At 64.9% G+C, this 16,601-nt stretch carries 13 protein-coding genes; 8 read left to right on the top strand and 5 right to left on the bottom strand.

Annotated features, from left to right (window positions below; translation table 11 throughout):
• The first annotated feature begins 237 nt into the window (after positions 1-237).
• From CVM73_RS22725 to CVM73_RS22705, 5 genes are all read left to right on the top strand, one after another.
• Entirely contained in the window at positions 238-1,731 is a 1,494-nt protein-coding gene (locus tag CVM73_RS22725; RefSeq protein WP_100234168.1) for an FAD-linked oxidase C-terminal domain-containing protein, read from the top strand.
• 52 nt (positions 1,732-1,783) lie between these two features.
• Entirely contained in the window at positions 1,784-3,019 is a 1,236-nt protein-coding gene (locus CVM73_RS22720) for an FAD-binding protein (protein ID WP_100234167.1), read from the top strand.
• Entirely contained in the window at positions 3,020-4,342 is a 1,323-nt protein-coding gene (glcF, locus tag CVM73_RS22715; protein WP_100234089.1) for a glycolate oxidase subunit GlcF, read from the top strand.
• Positions 4,343-4,416: 74 nt separating this feature from the next.
• Positions 4,417-4,791, top strand: a complete 375-nt coding sequence (locus CVM73_RS22710; RefSeq protein WP_100234088.1) for a histone — start codon at positions 4,417-4,419, stop codon at positions 4,789-4,791.
• Between the two features lie 400 nt (positions 4,792-5,191).
• A complete protein-coding gene (locus CVM73_RS22705; protein WP_100234166.1) occupies positions 5,192-6,205 on the top strand; it encodes a TorF family putative porin in 1,014 nt (337 codons plus the stop codon).
• A 385-nt stretch (positions 6,206-6,590) separates the two neighbouring features.
• Here the strand turns inward: CVM73_RS22705 and CVM73_RS22700 are convergent, their stop codons facing one another.
• Positions 6,591-8,354 carry an ABC transporter ATP-binding protein/permease gene (locus CVM73_RS22700; protein ID WP_100234087.1) on the bottom strand — a complete coding sequence of 588 codons (1,764 nt, stop codon included), beginning with the start codon at positions 8,352-8,354 and terminating at the stop codon, positions 6,591-6,593.
• 314 nt (positions 8,355-8,668) lie between these two features.
• On the opposite strand from CVM73_RS22700, the gene CVM73_RS22695 reads away from it, so the two are divergent.
• On the top strand, positions 8,669-10,333 hold the full coding sequence (locus tag CVM73_RS22695; RefSeq protein ID WP_100234086.1) for an L-lactate permease: 1,665 nt from the start codon (positions 8,669-8,671) through the stop codon (positions 10,331-10,333).
• Positions 10,334-10,465: 132 nt separating this feature from the next.
• A complete protein-coding gene (locus CVM73_RS22690; protein ID WP_167406995.1) occupies positions 10,466-10,864 on the top strand; it encodes an META domain-containing protein in 399 nt (132 codons plus the stop codon).
• A 148-nt stretch (positions 10,865-11,012) separates the two neighbouring features.
• Here the strand turns inward: CVM73_RS22690 and CVM73_RS22685 are convergent, their stop codons facing one another.
• The 3 genes from CVM73_RS22685 to CVM73_RS22675 form a co-directional block, all read right to left on the bottom strand.
• Entirely contained in the window at positions 11,013-12,224 is a 1,212-nt protein-coding gene (locus tag CVM73_RS22685) for a hypothetical protein (RefSeq protein ID WP_100234084.1), read from the bottom strand.
• A gap of 142 nt (positions 12,225-12,366) precedes the next feature.
• Positions 12,367-13,998, bottom strand: a complete 1,632-nt coding sequence (groL, locus tag CVM73_RS22680) for a chaperonin GroEL (RefSeq protein ID WP_100234083.1) — start codon at positions 13,996-13,998, stop codon at positions 12,367-12,369.
• Between the two features lie 171 nt (positions 13,999-14,169).
• Positions 14,170-14,466: a co-chaperone GroES gene (locus CVM73_RS22675; protein ID WP_025033779.1), complete on the bottom strand. Its 297-nt coding sequence runs from the start codon at positions 14,464-14,466 to the stop codon at positions 14,170-14,172.
• A gap of 315 nt (positions 14,467-14,781) precedes the next feature.
• Between CVM73_RS22675 and CVM73_RS22670 the strand changes: the two genes are divergently transcribed.
• On the top strand, positions 14,782-15,303 hold the full coding sequence (locus CVM73_RS22670; protein ID WP_167406994.1) for a hypothetical protein: 522 nt from the start codon (positions 14,782-14,784) through the stop codon (positions 15,301-15,303).
• Between the two features lie 274 nt (positions 15,304-15,577).
• On the opposite strand, the gene CVM73_RS22665 is transcribed toward CVM73_RS22670, so the two are convergent.
• Complete coding sequence (locus CVM73_RS22665; RefSeq protein WP_100234081.1) at positions 15,578-16,363, bottom strand: protein phosphatase CheZ; 786 nt, start codon at positions 16,361-16,363, stop codon at positions 15,578-15,580.
• Positions 16,364-16,601 lie beyond the last annotated feature (238 nt).

Below are 16,601 nucleotides of genomic sequence, written 5' to 3'. Positions count from 1 at the left end.
GTGGGTCTGGTCAGTCTCTTGCCTGATCGACAATCGCCGACCCGCCGCTTTTGGCAGGCCTGCTCGGCTTGGACAAGCCACCAAACCATGACAGGTTTCACGATTTCCTACTTGTCCCAGAGCGAACTCGCCTCGGATCGTCGATCCGACTTTCGGATGGCCTACCCAAACAGGCGCGGACGTGGTTGATTTGCCGCGACAAATTGGATCATGCGGCGCGAGCCGGAAGGATATGTCATGGCCATCATGATGCCCGCGAGCGACCAGGCGGTGCTTGCGCGCCGCGCGGAGATCATTGCTGCGTTGCGGGCAATCGTGCCGGGCGAGGGCGTGATCGATACGCCCGCCGAGATGCGCGCCTACGAATCCGACGGGCTGACCGCCTATCGGCAGCCGCCGATGGTCGTGGTGCTGCCCGATACGACCGAGCAGGTCTCGCTCATCCTGAAATATTGTGCGGCGCAGGGCATCAAGGTGGTGCCGCGCGGCTCCGGCACCTCGCTGTCCGGCGGCGCGCTGCCGCTCGAAGACGGCGTGCTGCTCGGCCTTGGCAAGTTCAAGCGCATCCGCGAGATCGATTTCGACAATCGCGTCGTCGTCACCGAGCCCGGCGTCACCAATCTCGCCATCAGCCAGGCGGTCGCGCATGCCGGCTTCTACTACGCGCCCGATCCGTCCTCGCAGATCGCCTGCTCGATCGGCGGCAATGTTGCCGAGAATTCCGGCGGAGTGCATTGCCTGAAATACGGCATGACCACCAACAACGTGCTCGGTTGCGAGATCGTGCTGATGAGCGGCGAGATCCTGCGCATCGGCGGCAAGTCCGCCGAGAACGCCGGCTATGACCTCATGGGCGTCATCACCGGTTCCGAAGGCCTGCTCGGCGTCATCACGGAGATCACGGTACGGATCCTGCAGAAGCCGGAGACGGCGCGCGCGCTGATGGTGGGCTTTGCGCAAGTCGAGGCGGCGGGCGAGTGCGTGGCGCGCATCATCGGTGCCGGTATCATCCCCGGCGGCATGGAGATGATGGACAAGCCCGCGATCCACGCTGCGGAGGCCTTCGTCCATGCCGGCTACCCGCTCGATGTCGAAGCGCTGCTCATCATCGAGCTCGACGGTCCCAAGATCGAGGTCGACGAGCTGATCACGCGCGTCGAGGCCATCGCCAATGCCTGCGGCTCGACCACCTGCCAGATCTCGACCTCGGAGGCCGAGCGCAACCTGTTCTGGGCCGGCCGCAAGGCCGCGTTTCCGGCCGTCGGCCGGATCTCGCCGGATTATCTCTGCATGGACGGCACGATCCCCCGCGGCGCGCTGCCGAAGGCGCTCGCCCGCATCCGCGAGCTCTCGGAAAAATACCAGCTCGGCTGCGCCAACGTGTTCCACGCCGGCGACGGCAATCTGCACCCCTTGATCCTCTACGATGCCAACAAGCCCGGCGAGATCGAGCGCGCCGAAGCCTTCGGCGCCGACATCCTGCGCGCCTGCGTCGAGTTCGGCGGCGTGCTCACCGGCGAGCACGGCGTCGGCATCGAGAAGCGCGATCTGATGCCCGACATGTTCAGCGAGATCGACCTCAACCAGCAGCAGCGGTTGAAATGCGCCTTCGACGCGCAGGGCCTGCTCAATCCCGGAAAAGTGTTTCCGACCCTGCACCGCTGCGCCGAGCTTGGCCGCATGCATGTGCATGCCGGCAAGCTGGCGTTCCCGGATATTCCGCGGTTCTAGATCCGCGACGAACGAATTGCTTTCCCTTGTGAACTTCGATACCGGCACAGTCGTGGATACGCTGAAGGTCAGAGACGCCAAAGACGTCGAAGAGGTGGTGCGCGCGGCGATTGCCAATGAGCAGCCGCTCGAGATCATCGGTCATGGCGGTAAGCGCGGCATCGGCCACGCGATGGCGACCAATGCGGTGCTCGACGTCTCTGCGCTCAATGCCGTCACCTCATACGAGCCCAATGAGCTGATCGTGACGCTCCAGGCAGGGGCGCCGCTTGCCGATGTGCTGGCGCTGATCGATGCCAAGAACCAGCAATTCGCCTTCGAGCCTGTCAACACCGCGCCGCTGCTGGGCACGCCGGTATCGGGCACCATCGGCGGCATGATCGCGGCCGGGCTCGCCGGGCCACGGCGGATCAGGGCGGGCGGCGCCCGCGATCACCTGCTCGGCGCGCATGCCGTTTCCGGTTTCGGCGACAGCTTCAAGACCGGCGGCAGGGTGGTGAAGAACGTCACCGGCTACGATCTCTGCAAGCTGCTCGCGGGGTCCTGGGGTACGCTGTCGGTGATGACCGAGGTCACGCTGAAGGTGATGCCGAAGCCGGAGGCTGAGCGGACGCTGCTGCTGCGAGGGTTAGATGATGCCGTCGCCAACAAGGCCATGACCGCGGCGCTCGGCTCGCCCTTCGACGTGTCCGGTGCGGCGCACCTGCCGAAATCGGCATTCCGGGCCAGGACCGACGGGCTGGGTGACATCGTGGGCCAGGGCGAGGCGCTGACCCTGCTGCGGCTCGAGGGCATCACCGCATCTGCCGCGCACCGCGCCGGCTCGCTGCGCGAATTGCTGGCGCCGTTTGGAACCGCGACGCTGATCGAGGATGCGGCATCTGCCGCGCTGTGGGCCGCGATCCGCGACGTGCTGCCGTTCGCGGCCGGCGGCGCGCTCGGCGCCTGGCCGGTGTGGCGTATCGTCTGTCCGCCGGCCTCGGGCGCGGCACTCGGCACTCAATTGGCGCGCGAGACCGGCGGCGATTTGATCTACGATTGGGGCGGCGGGTTGATCTGGGCGGCATTGCCGCCGAAGCCGGACGCGCACGCCCCTGTCGTGCGTGCGCGAGCGAACGCGGTCGGTGGGCACGCCACGCTGATCCGGGCGGCCGAGGAGGTCAGGCGCGATGTCGATGTGTTCCATCCACAGGCGCCGGGCATTGCCGCGCTGAGCGAGCGGGTGCGCGCCAGCTTCGATCCGAAGACCATTCTCAACCGGGGGCGGCTCACGCGGAGCGCTGGCTGAATGAAGACCGAATTCTCACTCGCGCAGCTCGCTGACCCCGACATCGCGGAAGCCGACAAGATCCTGCGTGCCTGCGTCCATTGCGGCTTCTGCACCGCAACCTGTCCGACCTATGTGCTGCTCGGCGACGAGCTCGATAGTCCGCGCGGCCGCATCTACCTGATCAAGGAGATGCTGGAGAAGGACCAGGCGCCGACGGCCGAGGTGGTCAAGCATATCGACCGCTGCCTGTCGTGCCTTGCCTGCATGACGACCTGCCCCTCGGGCGTGAACTACATGCACCTCGTCGACCAGGCCCGGGTCCGGATCGAGCAGCGCTATCAGCGGCCGCTGGCCGAGCGGCTGCTGCGTCAGGTGCTGGCCTTCGTCCTGCCGGACCCGCAGCGCTTTCGCGTCAGCATGTGGTTGGCGCGGCTGGCCCGTCCGCTGAGTGTCTTGCTGCCGACGCCCCGGCCTTCGGCGACGCCCGGATTGATCCAGCGCATCAAGGCGATGCTGGCGCTGGCCCCGAACCGGCTGCCGCCGGCAGGGCCTGCCGCGGGCAGCGTGTTCGCGGCGCTCGGCAAGAAGCGCGGACGAGTGGCGCTGCTCCAGGGCTGCGCCCAGCAGGTGCTGGCGCCGCGCATCAACCAGGCTGCCATCAGTCTCCTCACCCGCCATGGCATCGAGGTTGTCCTGGTCCGGGACGAGCAGTGCTGCGGCGCGCTGACTCATCACCTCGGCAACGACCAGGATGCGTTGGCGCGAGCTCGCGCCAACGTCGCGGCGTGGGGGAAGGAAGCGGCCGGCGAGGGGCTCGATGCCATCCTGGTGACGACCTCCGGCTGCGGTACGGTCATCAAGGACTACGGCTATCTGCTGCGCGAGGACACCGCGTTCGCGGCCGATGCGGCGAAGGTGTCGGCGCTCGCCAAGGACATCACCGAATACGTCGCCGGCCTCGAACTCGCGACGACTGCGAGACAGGACAACATCGTCGTCGCCTATCACTCCGCGTGTTCGTTGCAGCACGGGCAGAAAATCACAGGCCTTCCGAAAGAATTGCTTTCCAAGAATGGATTCGTGGTGAAAGATGTACCCGAGAGCCATTTGTGTTGCGGCTCGGCGGGGACCTACAACATTCTCCAGCCCGAGCTTGCGGGTCGGTTGCGCGATCGCAAGGTCGCCAACATCGCGAGCGTCAAGCCGGACATGATTGCCGCGGGCAATATCGGCTGCATGGTGCAGATTGCCAGTGGCACGTCAGTTCCGGTCGTACACACGATTGAGCTTCTCGATTGGGCTACGGGCGGGTCGCGGCCGGCATTGAACGCGCAAGCTTGAGCTTTCAAAGGCTGAGCTTTCGTCCGGAGGCGACGCCCGATCGACCATTGTTCGGCGGCAACAGGAGGACCACGATGGCGAAAGCGAAGAAGAAGAAAAGCAAGAAGGCCAAGAAGGCCAAAAAGGTTGTAGCGGCGAAGAAGACCGCGAAGAAGGCAGCCAAGAAGTCCGCGAAAAAGTCTGCCAAGAAGGCTGCAAAGAAAGCAGCTAAGAAATCTGCCAAGAAGGCCGCCCCGAAGAAAGCCGCCAAGAAGGCTGCGGCAAAGTCGGCCAAGAAGGCCGCCCCCAAGAAGGCCGCGAAGAAAGCGGCACCGAAGAAGGCGAAGGCAGCGCCTGCTCCGAAGCCGTCAGCACCGGTGGAGGCTCCGGCTCCCGAGCCTGCCGCCGAGACAAGCTGGGCGATGCCTTCGTCTTCTACGGAATCGGCGCCGGCCGAGGGACAGGGGTAGGCCCCGGCCGCTCGTCTCCCTTGGAAGGATCTGCAAGCAGAAGGGCCGCGGCGCCAGGCGCTGCGGCCTTTTTGCATCGCTATAGCCGGTTTGGTCGCCACCGTTCCCGGCGCCCGCCTTGATTCGTAGCCCGGGTGCCACGCTGTCCGACGACCCCCGGACTTACACGGGCCTCCCGTGGACTTTGGAATGCAAATAATGTGATCAAGAAGCCACACAGGCCGACAACCTTTCGCGGAATCGTCAAAACGCCTAAAAAGTCGGCAGATGCCCGCGCTTTTTGCTTCACGGTTCGCGCCCCTCAATCCAGATTGTCGCAGTAACGCAATTTTGCAGACACGTCGTACGCCCCGGGGGGCTTCCGGGATCCGACTGGTAAGAATTGGCGATGGGGATCGAAATGAAAAAAGTGGCTTTGTTGGCAACGGCGCTGGCAATGGTGACGACGGGTTCGGCTTTCGCGGCGGATTTGCGCGTGAAGGCACTGAAAGCCCCGCCGCCGCCGGCCTTCGATCCGTGGGATATCGCCTTCGGCGGCGCGATCATGAGCGATTACATCTTCCGCGGTATCACCCAGTCGAACCACAAGCCGTCGGTCGCGGCCTATTTCGAGCCCCGCTACAACGTCACCAAGGACCTCCAGCTCTATGTCGGCGTCGCCGGTGAGAGCATTTCCTTCCCGAACCGCGCGGCGGCCGAGATCGACGTCTACGGCGGTATCCGCCCGACCTTCGGCGCCTTCGCCTTCGACATCGGCGTGTGGGGCTACCTGTATCCGGGCGGCACTTGCTACTTCGGCGGCACTGGCATCGACAACGCCGGCGTCTTCCAGGGCGCCGATTGTGCCGAGAAGGCCCTGCTCAACACCAACGTGATCAAGAAGGACCTCAGCTTCTTCGAAGTCTACGGCAAGTTCACCTACACGGTGAACGATAACTTCTCGTTCGGCATCAACGAATACTACACGCCGAGCTACTTGAACTCCGGCGCCTGGGGCAACTACACCTCGATCGTCGGTAAGTACACCGCGCCCAGCACGATCTTCGGCTCCAGCGGTGTCGGCATGTACGTGTCGGGTGAGTTCGGCCGTCAGTGGCTCGGCACCTCCGACAGCTTCTACGGCGTGCCGGCTTTCCCGAACGGCATCAAATACGCTGACTACAACACCTGGAACATCGGCATCGGCTTCACCTACAAGGTCATGACGCTGGACCTGCGCTACTCCGATACGGACCTGTCGAAGGGCGATTGCAACGCCTTCACCAGCGATTTCTCGGCGCGCGGCAACATCACCGCTTCGAGTGGCACGTTCGTGACGCCCATCAATCCGACGGGCGTCGGCTCGAACTGGTGCGGCGCCGCCGGTATCGCCAAGCTGTCGTTCGACCTGACGGCGATGACCAACCTGAAGTAAGTTTCTTTCCGAGACGACTTTACCAAGTCATTTGGCGAGGGCGGCAGGGCAACCTGCCGCCCTCTTGCTTTGGGGTTGGTGAGAACGATGCTCGATCGCGGGGCGAGGGTGCGAAGTGTGGGGCTGAAGACCGGCGCTGACGCCTCACACTCCGTGATTGCGTTTGCAATGTGGATGTGAGCCGCGCGTCTCGTTCTCGTGCCCCGGACGCAGCGCAGCGCTCCCCTGGCGATGCGAAGCATCGTCCAGCGAGCGGTGCGCTGCAGAGCCGGGGCCCATCCTTCTGGAGTCCGACACCTGGGTCCCGGCTCTGCGCCGCAACGCCGAAGGGCGTTGCGGCTTGTCCGGGACACGAGAGGAAGCGGGCGCCGCGCACCTCTGCGCCTCAGGGCGCGGCGGTCGGCTCCGCCTCGACCGGTTCACGGCCCCTGCCGACAACGTGGATCGCGCCGTCTTTCACCAGCGTCACCTTCCGCGTGTGGAAGGCGTCGAGCGTCGAGCGGTGGCCGATCGAGACGATGGTGGCCTGCGGCAGCTTCTCCGCCAGGAGCCGGTAAAGCCGGGCCTCCGACGGCTCGTCGAGCGAGGCAGTCGCCTCGTCCAGGAACAGATAGTCCGGCACATGCAGCAGCGCACGCGCAAGCCCGAGGCGCTGCTGCTCGCCGAGCGACAGCATCCGGTTCCAATGGCCGTCCTCCTCCAGCCGCCCGGAGAGGTCAGGCAGCCCGACCGCGATCAGCGCGTCGCGGACTTGCGCCGCGCTGAACGCGCCGGGCGCTGCCGGATAGACCACGGCATCGCGCAGCACGCCGATCGGAAAATACGGCCGCTGCGGCAGCATCATCAGCTTTGCCTTCGCGGGGATGACAACCGTGCCGGTACCGAACGGCCAAATGCCGGCGATGGCCCGGAACAGCGTGGACTTGCCGGAGCCCGACGGTCCGGTCACCAACACGCGCTCCGACGTCTGAATGGTGAAGGCCTTGGCGGCAACCAGCGGCGTGCCGTTGGGCAGGTTCACGCAGAGCTGCTCGAGGTCGATATGGCGGCCGCCGCCGGCGACCTCCAGGGCGATGGCGGGCTCATGTGCCGGCAGGTTCGCCGCCGATTCGACCGACATCTCGAAGCCATCGAGACGCGCGACGATCGAGCGCCACTCCGCCAGTGACCGGTAGGCCGTGACGAAGAACGACAATGCGCCTTGGACGCTGGAGAAGGCGGATGCGGTCTGCATCATGTCGCCGAGCTGGATCTTCTTGGCGAAGAAGGCCGGCGCCACCAGCACGTAGGGAAAGATCACGGCGGCCTGCTGGTAGCTGGCCGTGAACGCGGTGAGGCGTTTGGTCCGGCTCATGATGCCGTACCAGTTGGCGATCACGAAACCGAAACGATCGAGCAGGCGGACGCGTTCGGCGCCTTCACCCCTGAGCAGCGCGATCTGCTCGGAGTTCTCGCGGACGCGGACGAGGTTGAAGCGGAAGTCGGCTTCGTAGCGCTGCTGCTCGAAATTGAGGTTGACCAGCGGTGCGCCGATCCAGTGCGTCAGCGCGGTGCCGAAGATCGCGTAGATCAGCGCGCCCCAGCACAGATAGCCGGGGATCATGAGATCGGTGCCGAACAGGCGCAGCGGCGCGGCGTTGGAAAGGCCCCAGAGGATGATCACGAAGGAGAACAGCGTCACGATCGACGAGAGCAGGCCGAGCCCGATGGTCAGGGTCTGCTCGACGAAGTTCTTGACGTCCTCGGTGATGCGCTGGTCCGGGTTGTCGGCCGCATCGCCCTTGAGCTGCATGCGATAATGCGTGGCGCCTCCGAGCCATTCACCGAGATAATGCCGAGTGAGCCATTGCCGCCAGCGAATCTGGAGCCACTGGTTCAGGTAAAGCTTGTAGACAGCCAACGCGATATAGGTGAAGGCGAGCGCGACGAAGATCCAGATCTCCCGCACGAAAGTGTCCCAGTCGCTGTTCTGGAGCGCGCTGTAGAACCGGTTCTGCCACTGGTTCACCAGCACGTCGATCGCGACCAGTGCCAGCTCCATCGCGACCACGGCGGCGAGCAGGCCGCGGCCGGCCCATTTGTCCTCGGACCGGAAATAGGGGGCGGCGATTCGCCAGACGATCGCGAGCGTGGCGCTGATGTTCTTCACAGAGCAGGATCTCCTCGGGGGATGTGCACAAATGCCTGGAGCCAAGGACTTGAGGCAATGGCTGAAATGGGCGCGCTTAGACTAAAGTCGCATGGTCCTGCAATTTGCGTTGGCTTGTCGCAGCTTGCAACCCTAGCATGGGGCTCGACAGCGCGGGGCGGGGTGCTCAGGGATTTCGCGAGCTTGTGAGCGGATGGGAACCGCTTCAGTCGCGACGAATTCGCGTCCAATTCAGGGGTTATCGCTTCCAGCGTCAAGCAGGACCGGCTCTCCACGCGGGTCGCCTGCCGCAAACATGCGTGGGGAGGAAGACTATGTGGAATCAAATCTATGATCCGCTGCACAGCCCGGTGCTGTCGACGATCGCGGCGGCGGTGCCGGTCGTCACGTTGCTGGTCCTGATCGCGAGCGGCCGCGTCCAGGCCCACATCGCGGCCATCATCGCGGTGATCGTGACCAATCTGATCACGATCTTCGTCTTCACCATGCCGACGAACATGTCGCTCCGCGCCTCGGTGCTCGGCATCGTCACCGGGTTCTTCCCCATCGGCTGGATCGTTCTCAACGTCATCTTCCTCTACCAGGTGACCGTCACGACCGGACGCTTCGAACTGCTCAAGCGCGCGGTCGGCGGCGTCCCCGAGGACCGGCGGCTGCAATTGCTGCTGATCGCCTTCTCGTTCGGCGCGTTCTTCGAGGGCGCTTCGGGCTTCGGCACCCCGGTGGCGATCACAGGCGCGGTGCTGATCGGGCTCGGCTTCTCGCCGCTCGCGGCCTCAGGCCTGTCGCTGATCGCCAACACCGCGCCGGTCGCCTATGGCGCGCTGGGCACGCCGATCCAGGGCCTTGCCTCCGTCACCGGGCTCGATCCCTACATCCTGGGTGCGATGGTCGGCCGACAATTACCGTTCTTCTCGCTGATCGTGCCGTTCTGGGTGGTGTGGGCATTCGCGGGCTGGAGGGGCATGAAGGACGTCTGGCCGGCGATCCTCGTCACCGGCGTGTCGTTCGCGATCCCGCAATATGTGATCTCGAACCACATCAATCCGTGGATCGTCGATATCGGTGCCTCGCTGATCTCGATGGGGGCGCTGATCCTGTTCCTGAAGGTGTGGCATCCGCGGCAGCTCTGGCTGTCACCAGAGCTGCGCGGTCACGATGAATCGCATGCCACCATGGCGCCGGCCAAGCCGCTCGACAAAACCCCGCTGACGCAAGCCGAGCTCTGGAGCGCGCTGCTGCCGTGGATCATCGTCTGCGTCGTGATGCTGGTTTGGGGAAGCGGCTGGTTCAAGACCTGGGCAAACGGGATCTTCGTCTATGACTACGCCGTTCCCGAGCTGCACAACATGATCAACAAGATGCCGCCGGTGGCGGCGAAACCGACGCCCGAAGCCGCGAAGTTTACTTTCACCTATCTGTCCTTCACCGGCACGGGCATGCTGATCGCTGCGATCATTTCCGGCGCCCTGATGGGGGTCGGACCCGGCAAGCTGCTCGTGCAGTACGGCCGCACCATCCGGCTGTGCGCGATCTCGCTGATCACGATCTCGGCGATGCTCGCGATCGGCACGCTGACGCGCCTGTCCGGCGTCGATGCGACGCTCGGCCTCGCCTTCGCCGCCACCGGCGTGCTCTATCCCTTCTTCGGCACGCTGCTCGGCTGGCTGGGCGTGGCGCTGACCGGATCGGACACCGCCTCCAACGTGCTGTTCGGAAACCTGCAGAAGATCACCTCCGAGCAGCTCGGCCTGTCGCCGATCCTGATGGGCGCGGCGAACTCCGCCGGCGGCGTGATGGGCAAGATGATCGACGCGCAGTCGATCGTGGTCGCCTCCACCGCCACCAACTGGTACGGCCATGAGGGCACCATCCTGCGCTTCGTGTTCTGGCACTCGATCGTGCTGGCGTGCCTCGTCGGCGTGCTCGTGACGTTGCAGGCCTATGTCTGGCCGTTCACGGCGCTGGTCCTGAAGTAGCCGTCAGCGCCGCGCTTCGACAAATCCCCGCGAGGTTCATCCCCGCGGGGATTTTTGCGTCTCCCGCGAACCTTCTCAATGGCGCAGCCGTCTTATAGAAGGTGCCGCAAATCAGGTCGGTCGAGAGGTCTCATGGTTTCGCTTCTGCGATTGGTATGTGCGGCGGTTGCAATGCTCGCGATGTCCACGCTCGCGCGTGCCGAGGAGGGGTTCCCCTTCGGCACCGAGATGACGCTGGAAGCGCTGCCGCAAGCAGGCTCGAAGCGGATTCCGAACATCGAGATCGGCGACAATGGCGAGGTCGTGCTGGAGCTCTGGTGCAAGGGCGGCAAGGGCCAGTTCTCGGTTGCCGGCAACACCGTGATCTTCGTCCCCGGCCAGATCCAGGACCGCTCCTGTCCGCCCGCGAAGGCGCAAGCCGACGACGAGCTCGTCGCTGCGCTCGGCAGCGTCGAGACCTGGAAGCGCCAGGGCGACGGCCTCTTGCTGATCGGCCCGAAGCCGCTGCGCTTTCGCGTCAACGGGAACTGACTCTCGTGTCCCGGACAAGGCGTAGCGCGCAAGCGTTACGCCGCTGAGCCGGGACCCAGTTGTCCCTCCAGGATCTCGCTTGTGGCCTCTAGGCCCCGGCTCTGCAGCGCATCACTGACGTGCTGCGCTGTGTCCGGGGCACGAGCGTCTACTTCCACACCGACTTGTCGGCGTCCCAGCGCTGGGCCTTCAGCTCCTTGGCAAGCGCCTCGATCGAGCCGTTGTCGTCGGGCAGATCGCCTTCTTCGTCGGGGCTCGCGTCATCGGACAGATTGAGCTTGGCGCCGCTGCTCTCGTCGGCGGTCGTGGTCGCGGGGCTGCCGATCCAGAGCATGAGCTTGTCGGTGGTGCCCGGCTTGTCGGGCGATACGAGCCCTGCGACCTCAATCGTGTCGGTGAGCTCGAGCGCCGGAAAATCCTGGTTCGGCCGCTTGAACACCAGCTTGAGCTTGCCGGTGGCCGGGTTGAAGTTCTGCGACACCGGCTTTGCCGCGAGCGTCCTGCTGAGGACGCTCGCTACCGCAGTCACAAGCTTTCCCTTGTTGATCTTGTCGCCCTCGCGCCAGTCCGCCGCGGGGAAGCGGATGGTGCGGTCCATCTCGGTCATGCCCGCGGTCCAGCCTGCGGCGGTGACGCCGGGCATTGCCTTGAATTTCGACAGCAGCGCGCCCGCGCGCTCCGGATCGACCGACATGTTGATGGTCTGCTCGCCCGCGCGCAGCGCATCGCAGCCGACATTGAGGCTCGCCAGCGTCACCTCGACCTCCTGGCCCTTCAGGCTCTTCAGGAACTCGGTCGCAGCGTCGAGCTTGACCTTGACCGCGATCGCTTCCGGCGAGACGTCGGTGAAATCCTTCGGCTGCGGCGTGATGCCGTCGTCGGAGGTCTGGTTGTCCAGAAATTCCCTTTCGCTGAGATCGGAATTGTCCGGGGAGGTGACCTCGGTCACCGCCTGGCCGATCGCGATCTGGCCGCGGAATTCGAACATGTCGCCGGCCTGCTTGCGCAGCAGCTTGACGCTGACCGGCGACTTCTCGCCAAGGCTCTGCGTCGTTCCCGACAGCGTCTGGCCGGCGACCTGGAGATTGACGACGAAGCGGTCCTTGCGGTCGGAGTTTTTCGCGATCGGGTAACAGACGTCGAGCACCGCCGCGGTGACCGTCTTGCCCTGGCGCGTCTCCTTCAGGATCACGTCGGCATTGCCGTCCATCAGCCCGTCGATCGAGGTGAAATAGCGCGTCTCCACGCCACCGGGCGCCGTGGCCTTGGGTGACAGCTTCATCTGGGCGGAGGCGCCCTCCGGCAAAGCTGCAAGCAGAACCGCCAACAGGGCTGTCGAACCAACGAAAAGCGCGCGCATCGACGAAATCCTCGAGCAATCAGAATCGGCGCCACCGTAGTGGGTTTTGGCCGCTGGTTGAATCGGAAAGCGAAGGGGCAGGGTCGGCCAAAAAGAAGGCCGCCCGGAGGCGGCCTTCGCAACACTGTCATGGGACGGAGGCTTAGAAGCCGCCCATGCCGCCGCCGGCGGGCATGGCGGGCGGAGCTTCCTTCTTCGGCAGCTCGGCGACCATGGCCTCGGTGGTGACCAGGAGGCCGGCCACGGAGGAGGCGTCCTGGAGCGCGGTGCGCACCACCTTGGCGGGATCGATGATGCCCTTCTCGACCATGTCGACATAGTCCTCGGTCTGGGCGTCGAAGCCGAAGGTCTCGGACTTGTTCTCCAGGATCTTGCCGACCACGATCGAGCCTTCCACGCCAGCGTTCTCGGAGATCTGGCGGATCGGGGCTTCCAGTGCCTTCAGCACGATGTTGATGCCGGCCTGGACGTCGTCATTGGCGTTGGTGAGACGGCCGACCGCCTTCTTGGCGCGGAGCAGCGCGACGCCGCCGCCGGGGACGATGCCTTCCTGCACCGCGGCGCGGGTGGCGTTGAGCGCGTCCTCGACGCGATCCTTCTTCTCCTTGACCTCGATCTCGGTGGCGCCGCCGACGCGGATCACCGCAACGCCGCCGGCGAGCTTGGCGAGGCGCTCCTGGAGCTTCTCACGGTCGTAGTCCGAGGTGGTCTCCTCGATCTGGGCCTTGATCTGGCCGACGCGGGCCTCGATCTCGGGCTTCTTGCCGGCGCCCTTGACGATCGTGGTGTTCTCCTTGTCGATCACCACCTTGCCCGCGCGTCCCAGCATCTTCACCGTGACGTTCTCGAGCTTGATGCCGAGCTCCTCGGAGATCAGCTGGCCGCCGGTGAGGATCGCGATGTCCTCCAGCATGGCCTTGCGGCGGTCACCGAAGCCCGGCGCCTTGACGGCGGCGACCTTGAGGCCGCCGCGCAGGCGGTTGACGACCAGGGTGGCCAGCGCCTCGCCCTCGACGTCCTCGGCGATGATGACGAGCGGCTTGCCCGACTGCACCACGGCTTCCAGCACCGGCAGCATGGCCTGCAGGCCGGAGAGCTTCTTCTCGTGCAGGAGGATGTAGGCGTCCTCGAGCTCGGCGGTCATCTTCTCGGCATTGGTGACGAAGTAGGGGCTGAGATAGCCGCGGTCGAACTTCATGCCTTCGACGATGTCGACCTCGGTGTCGAGCGACTTGTTCTCCTCGACGGTGATGACGCCCTCGTTGCCGACCTTCTGCATCGCCTGGGCGATCATCTTGCCGATGGCGGCATCGCCGTTGGCCGAGATGGTGCCGACCTGGGCGACCTCGGAGGAGGCGGCGACCGGCTTGGCGCGCTTCTCGATGTCCTTGACGACCGCTGCAACCGCGGTGTCGATGCCGCGCTTGAGGTCCATCGGGTTCATGCCGGCGGCAACCGCCTTGGCGCCTTCGCGCACGATGGCCTGGGCCAGCACGGTCGCGGTGGTGGTGCCGTCGCCGGCGAGGTCGTTGGTCTTGGAGGCGACCTCACGCACCATCTGGGCGCCCATGTTCTCGAACTTGTCCTCAAGCTCGATCTCCTTGGCGACGGTGACGCCGTCCTTGGTGATGCGGGGCGCGCCGAAGCTCTTCTCGATGACGACGTTGCGGCCCTTCGGGCCGAGCGTCACCTTGACGGCGTTGGCGAGAACGTCGACGCCGCGCAGCATGCGATCACGCGCGTCTCCGGAAAACTTGACGTCTTTGGCAGCCATGGTCTGCAATCCCTCGTGTTTCGTGATGTGTCTTGTCTTGTGCTGGGTTGCGCTCTCTCCGTCATTGCCGGGCTTGACCCGGCAATCCATCATCTTGCGAAGAATGATGGATGCCCGGGTCGAGCCCGGGCATGACAGCGGCGTATTCAGCGGCCGTTCAGGCGGACGGCCTTAGGCCAGCACGCCCATGATGTCCGACTCCTTCATGATCAGGAGCTCTTCGTTGTCGATCTTGACCTCGGTGCCCGACCATTTGCCGAACAGCACGCGGTCGCCGACCTTGAGGTCGATCGGGATCAGCTTGCCGGTCTCGTCGCGGCCGCCGGGGCCGACGGCGACGACCTCGCCCTGGGACGGCTTTTCCTTGGCGGTGTCCGGAATGATGATGCCGCCCTTGGTCTTTTCCTCGGCGTCGATACGTTTGACCACGACACGGTCATGCAGCGGACGAAATTTGGATTTAGCCATGACGTTTCCCTTTGGAGGCTCGCTTCGGAAGTAGTGGAAGTCGGTGGGGCGGCGCTTCCGTCCACCCTCTCCCCGAGGATCGAACGGCGCGCTTAGCAATCGGGCTTTCCGAGTGCTAATAGTGGGCCCGGAAATATGGCTTGGCCGCGATCCTGTCAAGCAAAGGTGGTTAAGCGGTTGTTGAGGCGGATATAGGATGGTGGCATTGGAAACTCGTTCGGGGCGCCGGCGTATAGTAGGACGTCATTGCTCCGGCAGCGGTTTTGCGCTTGGCTGCGGGAGGGGTGCGGCCATGGTCTTGTTCGGGGGAATGCCATGATCTGTTCGGCTCACGCGCGCACGGTTGCCAATCTGGCGGCCGCCTCTTGTCTGGCGCTGTTGCTGGGCGCCTGCGGCGGCGGCATGAGCCTGCCGTCGTTCTCGTCCTCGTCCCCGCCGCCGGAGGCCGAACCGGGCGTCGCTCCCGAAATGCCCGCCACCATCCGCTCCGACGAGATCGTCGGCCGCTGGGGCCTCGCCTCGTTCCAGAACCCGGCCGACCGCGCCCGCACCGAGGCGGCCGCCCGATCGCAATGCAAGAATCCCTACGTGATCACCGCCGGCTCCTCCGGCGGCGTGATCATGCATCTGGCCGACCAGGCGACGCCGCAGGAGCTGCGGCTGAAGGGCTCGCCCAGCGGCAAGAACTATATCGGGCCGGCGGGTCCCACCCCCGGCGAGCAGGACCGCGAGATCGTCTCCTTCGACGGCCGCGTCCTGATCACCCGCTTCATCGACAAGGACGCCGCCACCCGCTACGGCAACATGGTCTACGTCCGCTGCGCGCCGCGGGCGTAGTTTCTTTACCTCCGTCATGCCCCGCCTAGTGCGCAATTGCGCACGGGGGCGGGGCATCCGGTACGCCGCGGCTTCTCGACTCCAGCCTCGCCGTCTCTGGAATACTGGATCGCCCGGTCCCGGCTCCGCTGGGCTACGCCGGGCCTACAAGGACGCTCGGCCGGCGAAGCTTCAGCGAAGACGGCAAGCCGGGCGATGACAGCGGAGGGGATGGTGCCAAAACAAAAACGCCGGCCCGCGGGCCGGCGTTTTGTTGTTTCGATGTTTCGTCCGCTCAGTCGAACAGCGCGTCGATGTCGTCCTGCGAGGCGTGGCCGACGTCGCCGGCGAGCTTGGGACCGTTGAGGAGCTTCTCATCGTCGCTGCGGCTGTCGACCGGCGCCGGCACGTGGGCCTTGATCGCGTCGACGCCACCCCAGATCTCCATCATCGCATTGATGTGCTGCTCGATGAACTTCATCGTGGTCATGACCTTGCTGATGCGCTGGCCAGTCAGGTCCTGGAAGTTGCAGGCTTCGAAGATCGAGATGACGCGTTCCTGGATGTCGTCGGCGAGCCGCTTCTGCTGATCGGCCGATTGCACCTTGGACATCGCGCTGGCCGCTTGGTCGATCGACTCGGCGGCTTCGAGGATCTGCTGGGTCGCCTGCTCGGTGCCGCCGACGACCGCGCCGAGCTCGCCATTGACCTTGGCCATCTCGCCGCCGTCGAAGCTCTTGCCGTGCAGCGTCGCGATCTCGCGCTTGGTGCGGTCGATGGCGTCGTGGATGAGGTCGAGCTCGACCTTCAGCTTCTCGCACTGCTCGATCTGCGCCCGGTAGGTCTCGAGCATGGTGCGCGCCTCGGAGAGCTCGTGCGCCGTGGAAGCGTCGATCGCCGCCATGGCGGCGCTGCCGGACAGCGGGGCGGCGATGACGCCCTTCGCCATCTGGGCGCGGATCGCGCGCAGCTCGGCCATGATCTCGCTATGCATCGGGATTGCCTCTTCAGTTTCGTCCAGAACCGGCATCTCGCCGCTGATGATATCCTCGACGCGAAAACGTTTGCGGTGAACAGCCATCAGGTTACTCCCCCCACCTCATTCACGCGTCTTTGTAGGCAGAACCGATTTAACACGAAGTTCACAGCCGGAACCGCTGGGCGGCCGCGCGCGACGCTGCGCAAAGAAGCGATTAACCATGGACGCGCGCCATTCATGGAAAATAAACGCTGATCGCGAAATTGCGCCGCCACTCGCGACGTGGTGAATCCAAACGCTCTTTCCGTTTACCAAACAAAACGGCTTTTGCTTTTTATTG

Origin of the sequence: Bradyrhizobium forestalis, from assembly GCF_002795245.1 — a bacterium.
GTDB classification, from domain to species: domain Bacteria; phylum Pseudomonadota; class Alphaproteobacteria; order Rhizobiales; family Xanthobacteraceae; genus Bradyrhizobium; species Bradyrhizobium forestalis.
Note: the sequence above shows the minus strand (reverse complement) of the source record. Positions and strands in the feature narration are given on the sequence as shown.

Bases quoted from the DNA above. Each gene is read 5' to 3' on its own strand.
- CVM73_RS22725 (WP_100234168.1), top strand. From the start codon at position 238: ATGGCCATCATGATGCCCGCGAGCGACCAGGCGGTGCTTGCGCGCCGC.
- glcF (WP_100234089.1), top strand. From the start codon at position 3,020: ATGAAGACCGAATTCTCACTCGCGCAGCTCGCTGACCCCGACATCGCG.
- CVM73_RS22710 (WP_100234088.1), top strand. From the start codon at position 4,417: ATGGCGAAAGCGAAGAAGAAGAAAAGCAAGAAGGCCAAGAAGGCCAAA.
- CVM73_RS22705 (WP_100234166.1), top strand. From the start codon at position 5,192: ATGAAAAAAGTGGCTTTGTTGGCAACGGCGCTGGCAATGGTGACGACG.
- CVM73_RS22695 (WP_100234086.1), top strand. From the start codon at position 8,669: ATGTGGAATCAAATCTATGATCCGCTGCACAGCCCGGTGCTGTCGACG.
- CVM73_RS22690 (WP_167406995.1), top strand. From the start codon at position 10,466: ATGGTTTCGCTTCTGCGATTGGTATGTGCGGCGGTTGCAATGCTCGCG.
- CVM73_RS22685 (WP_100234084.1), bottom strand. From the start codon at position 12,224: ATGCGCGCGCTTTTCGTTGGTTCGACAGCCCTGTTGGCGGTTCTGCTT.
- groL (WP_100234083.1), bottom strand. From the start codon at position 13,998: ATGGCTGCCAAAGACGTCAAGTTTTCCGGAGACGCGCGTGATCGCATG.
- CVM73_RS22675 (WP_025033779.1), bottom strand. From the start codon at position 14,466: ATGGCTAAATCCAAATTTCGTCCGCTGCATGACCGTGTCGTGGTCAAA.
- CVM73_RS22670 (WP_167406994.1), top strand. From the start codon at position 14,782: ATGATCTGTTCGGCTCACGCGCGCACGGTTGCCAATCTGGCGGCCGCC.
- CVM73_RS22665 (WP_100234081.1), bottom strand. From the start codon at position 16,363: ATGGCTGTTCACCGCAAACGTTTTCGCGTCGAGGATATCATCAGCGGC.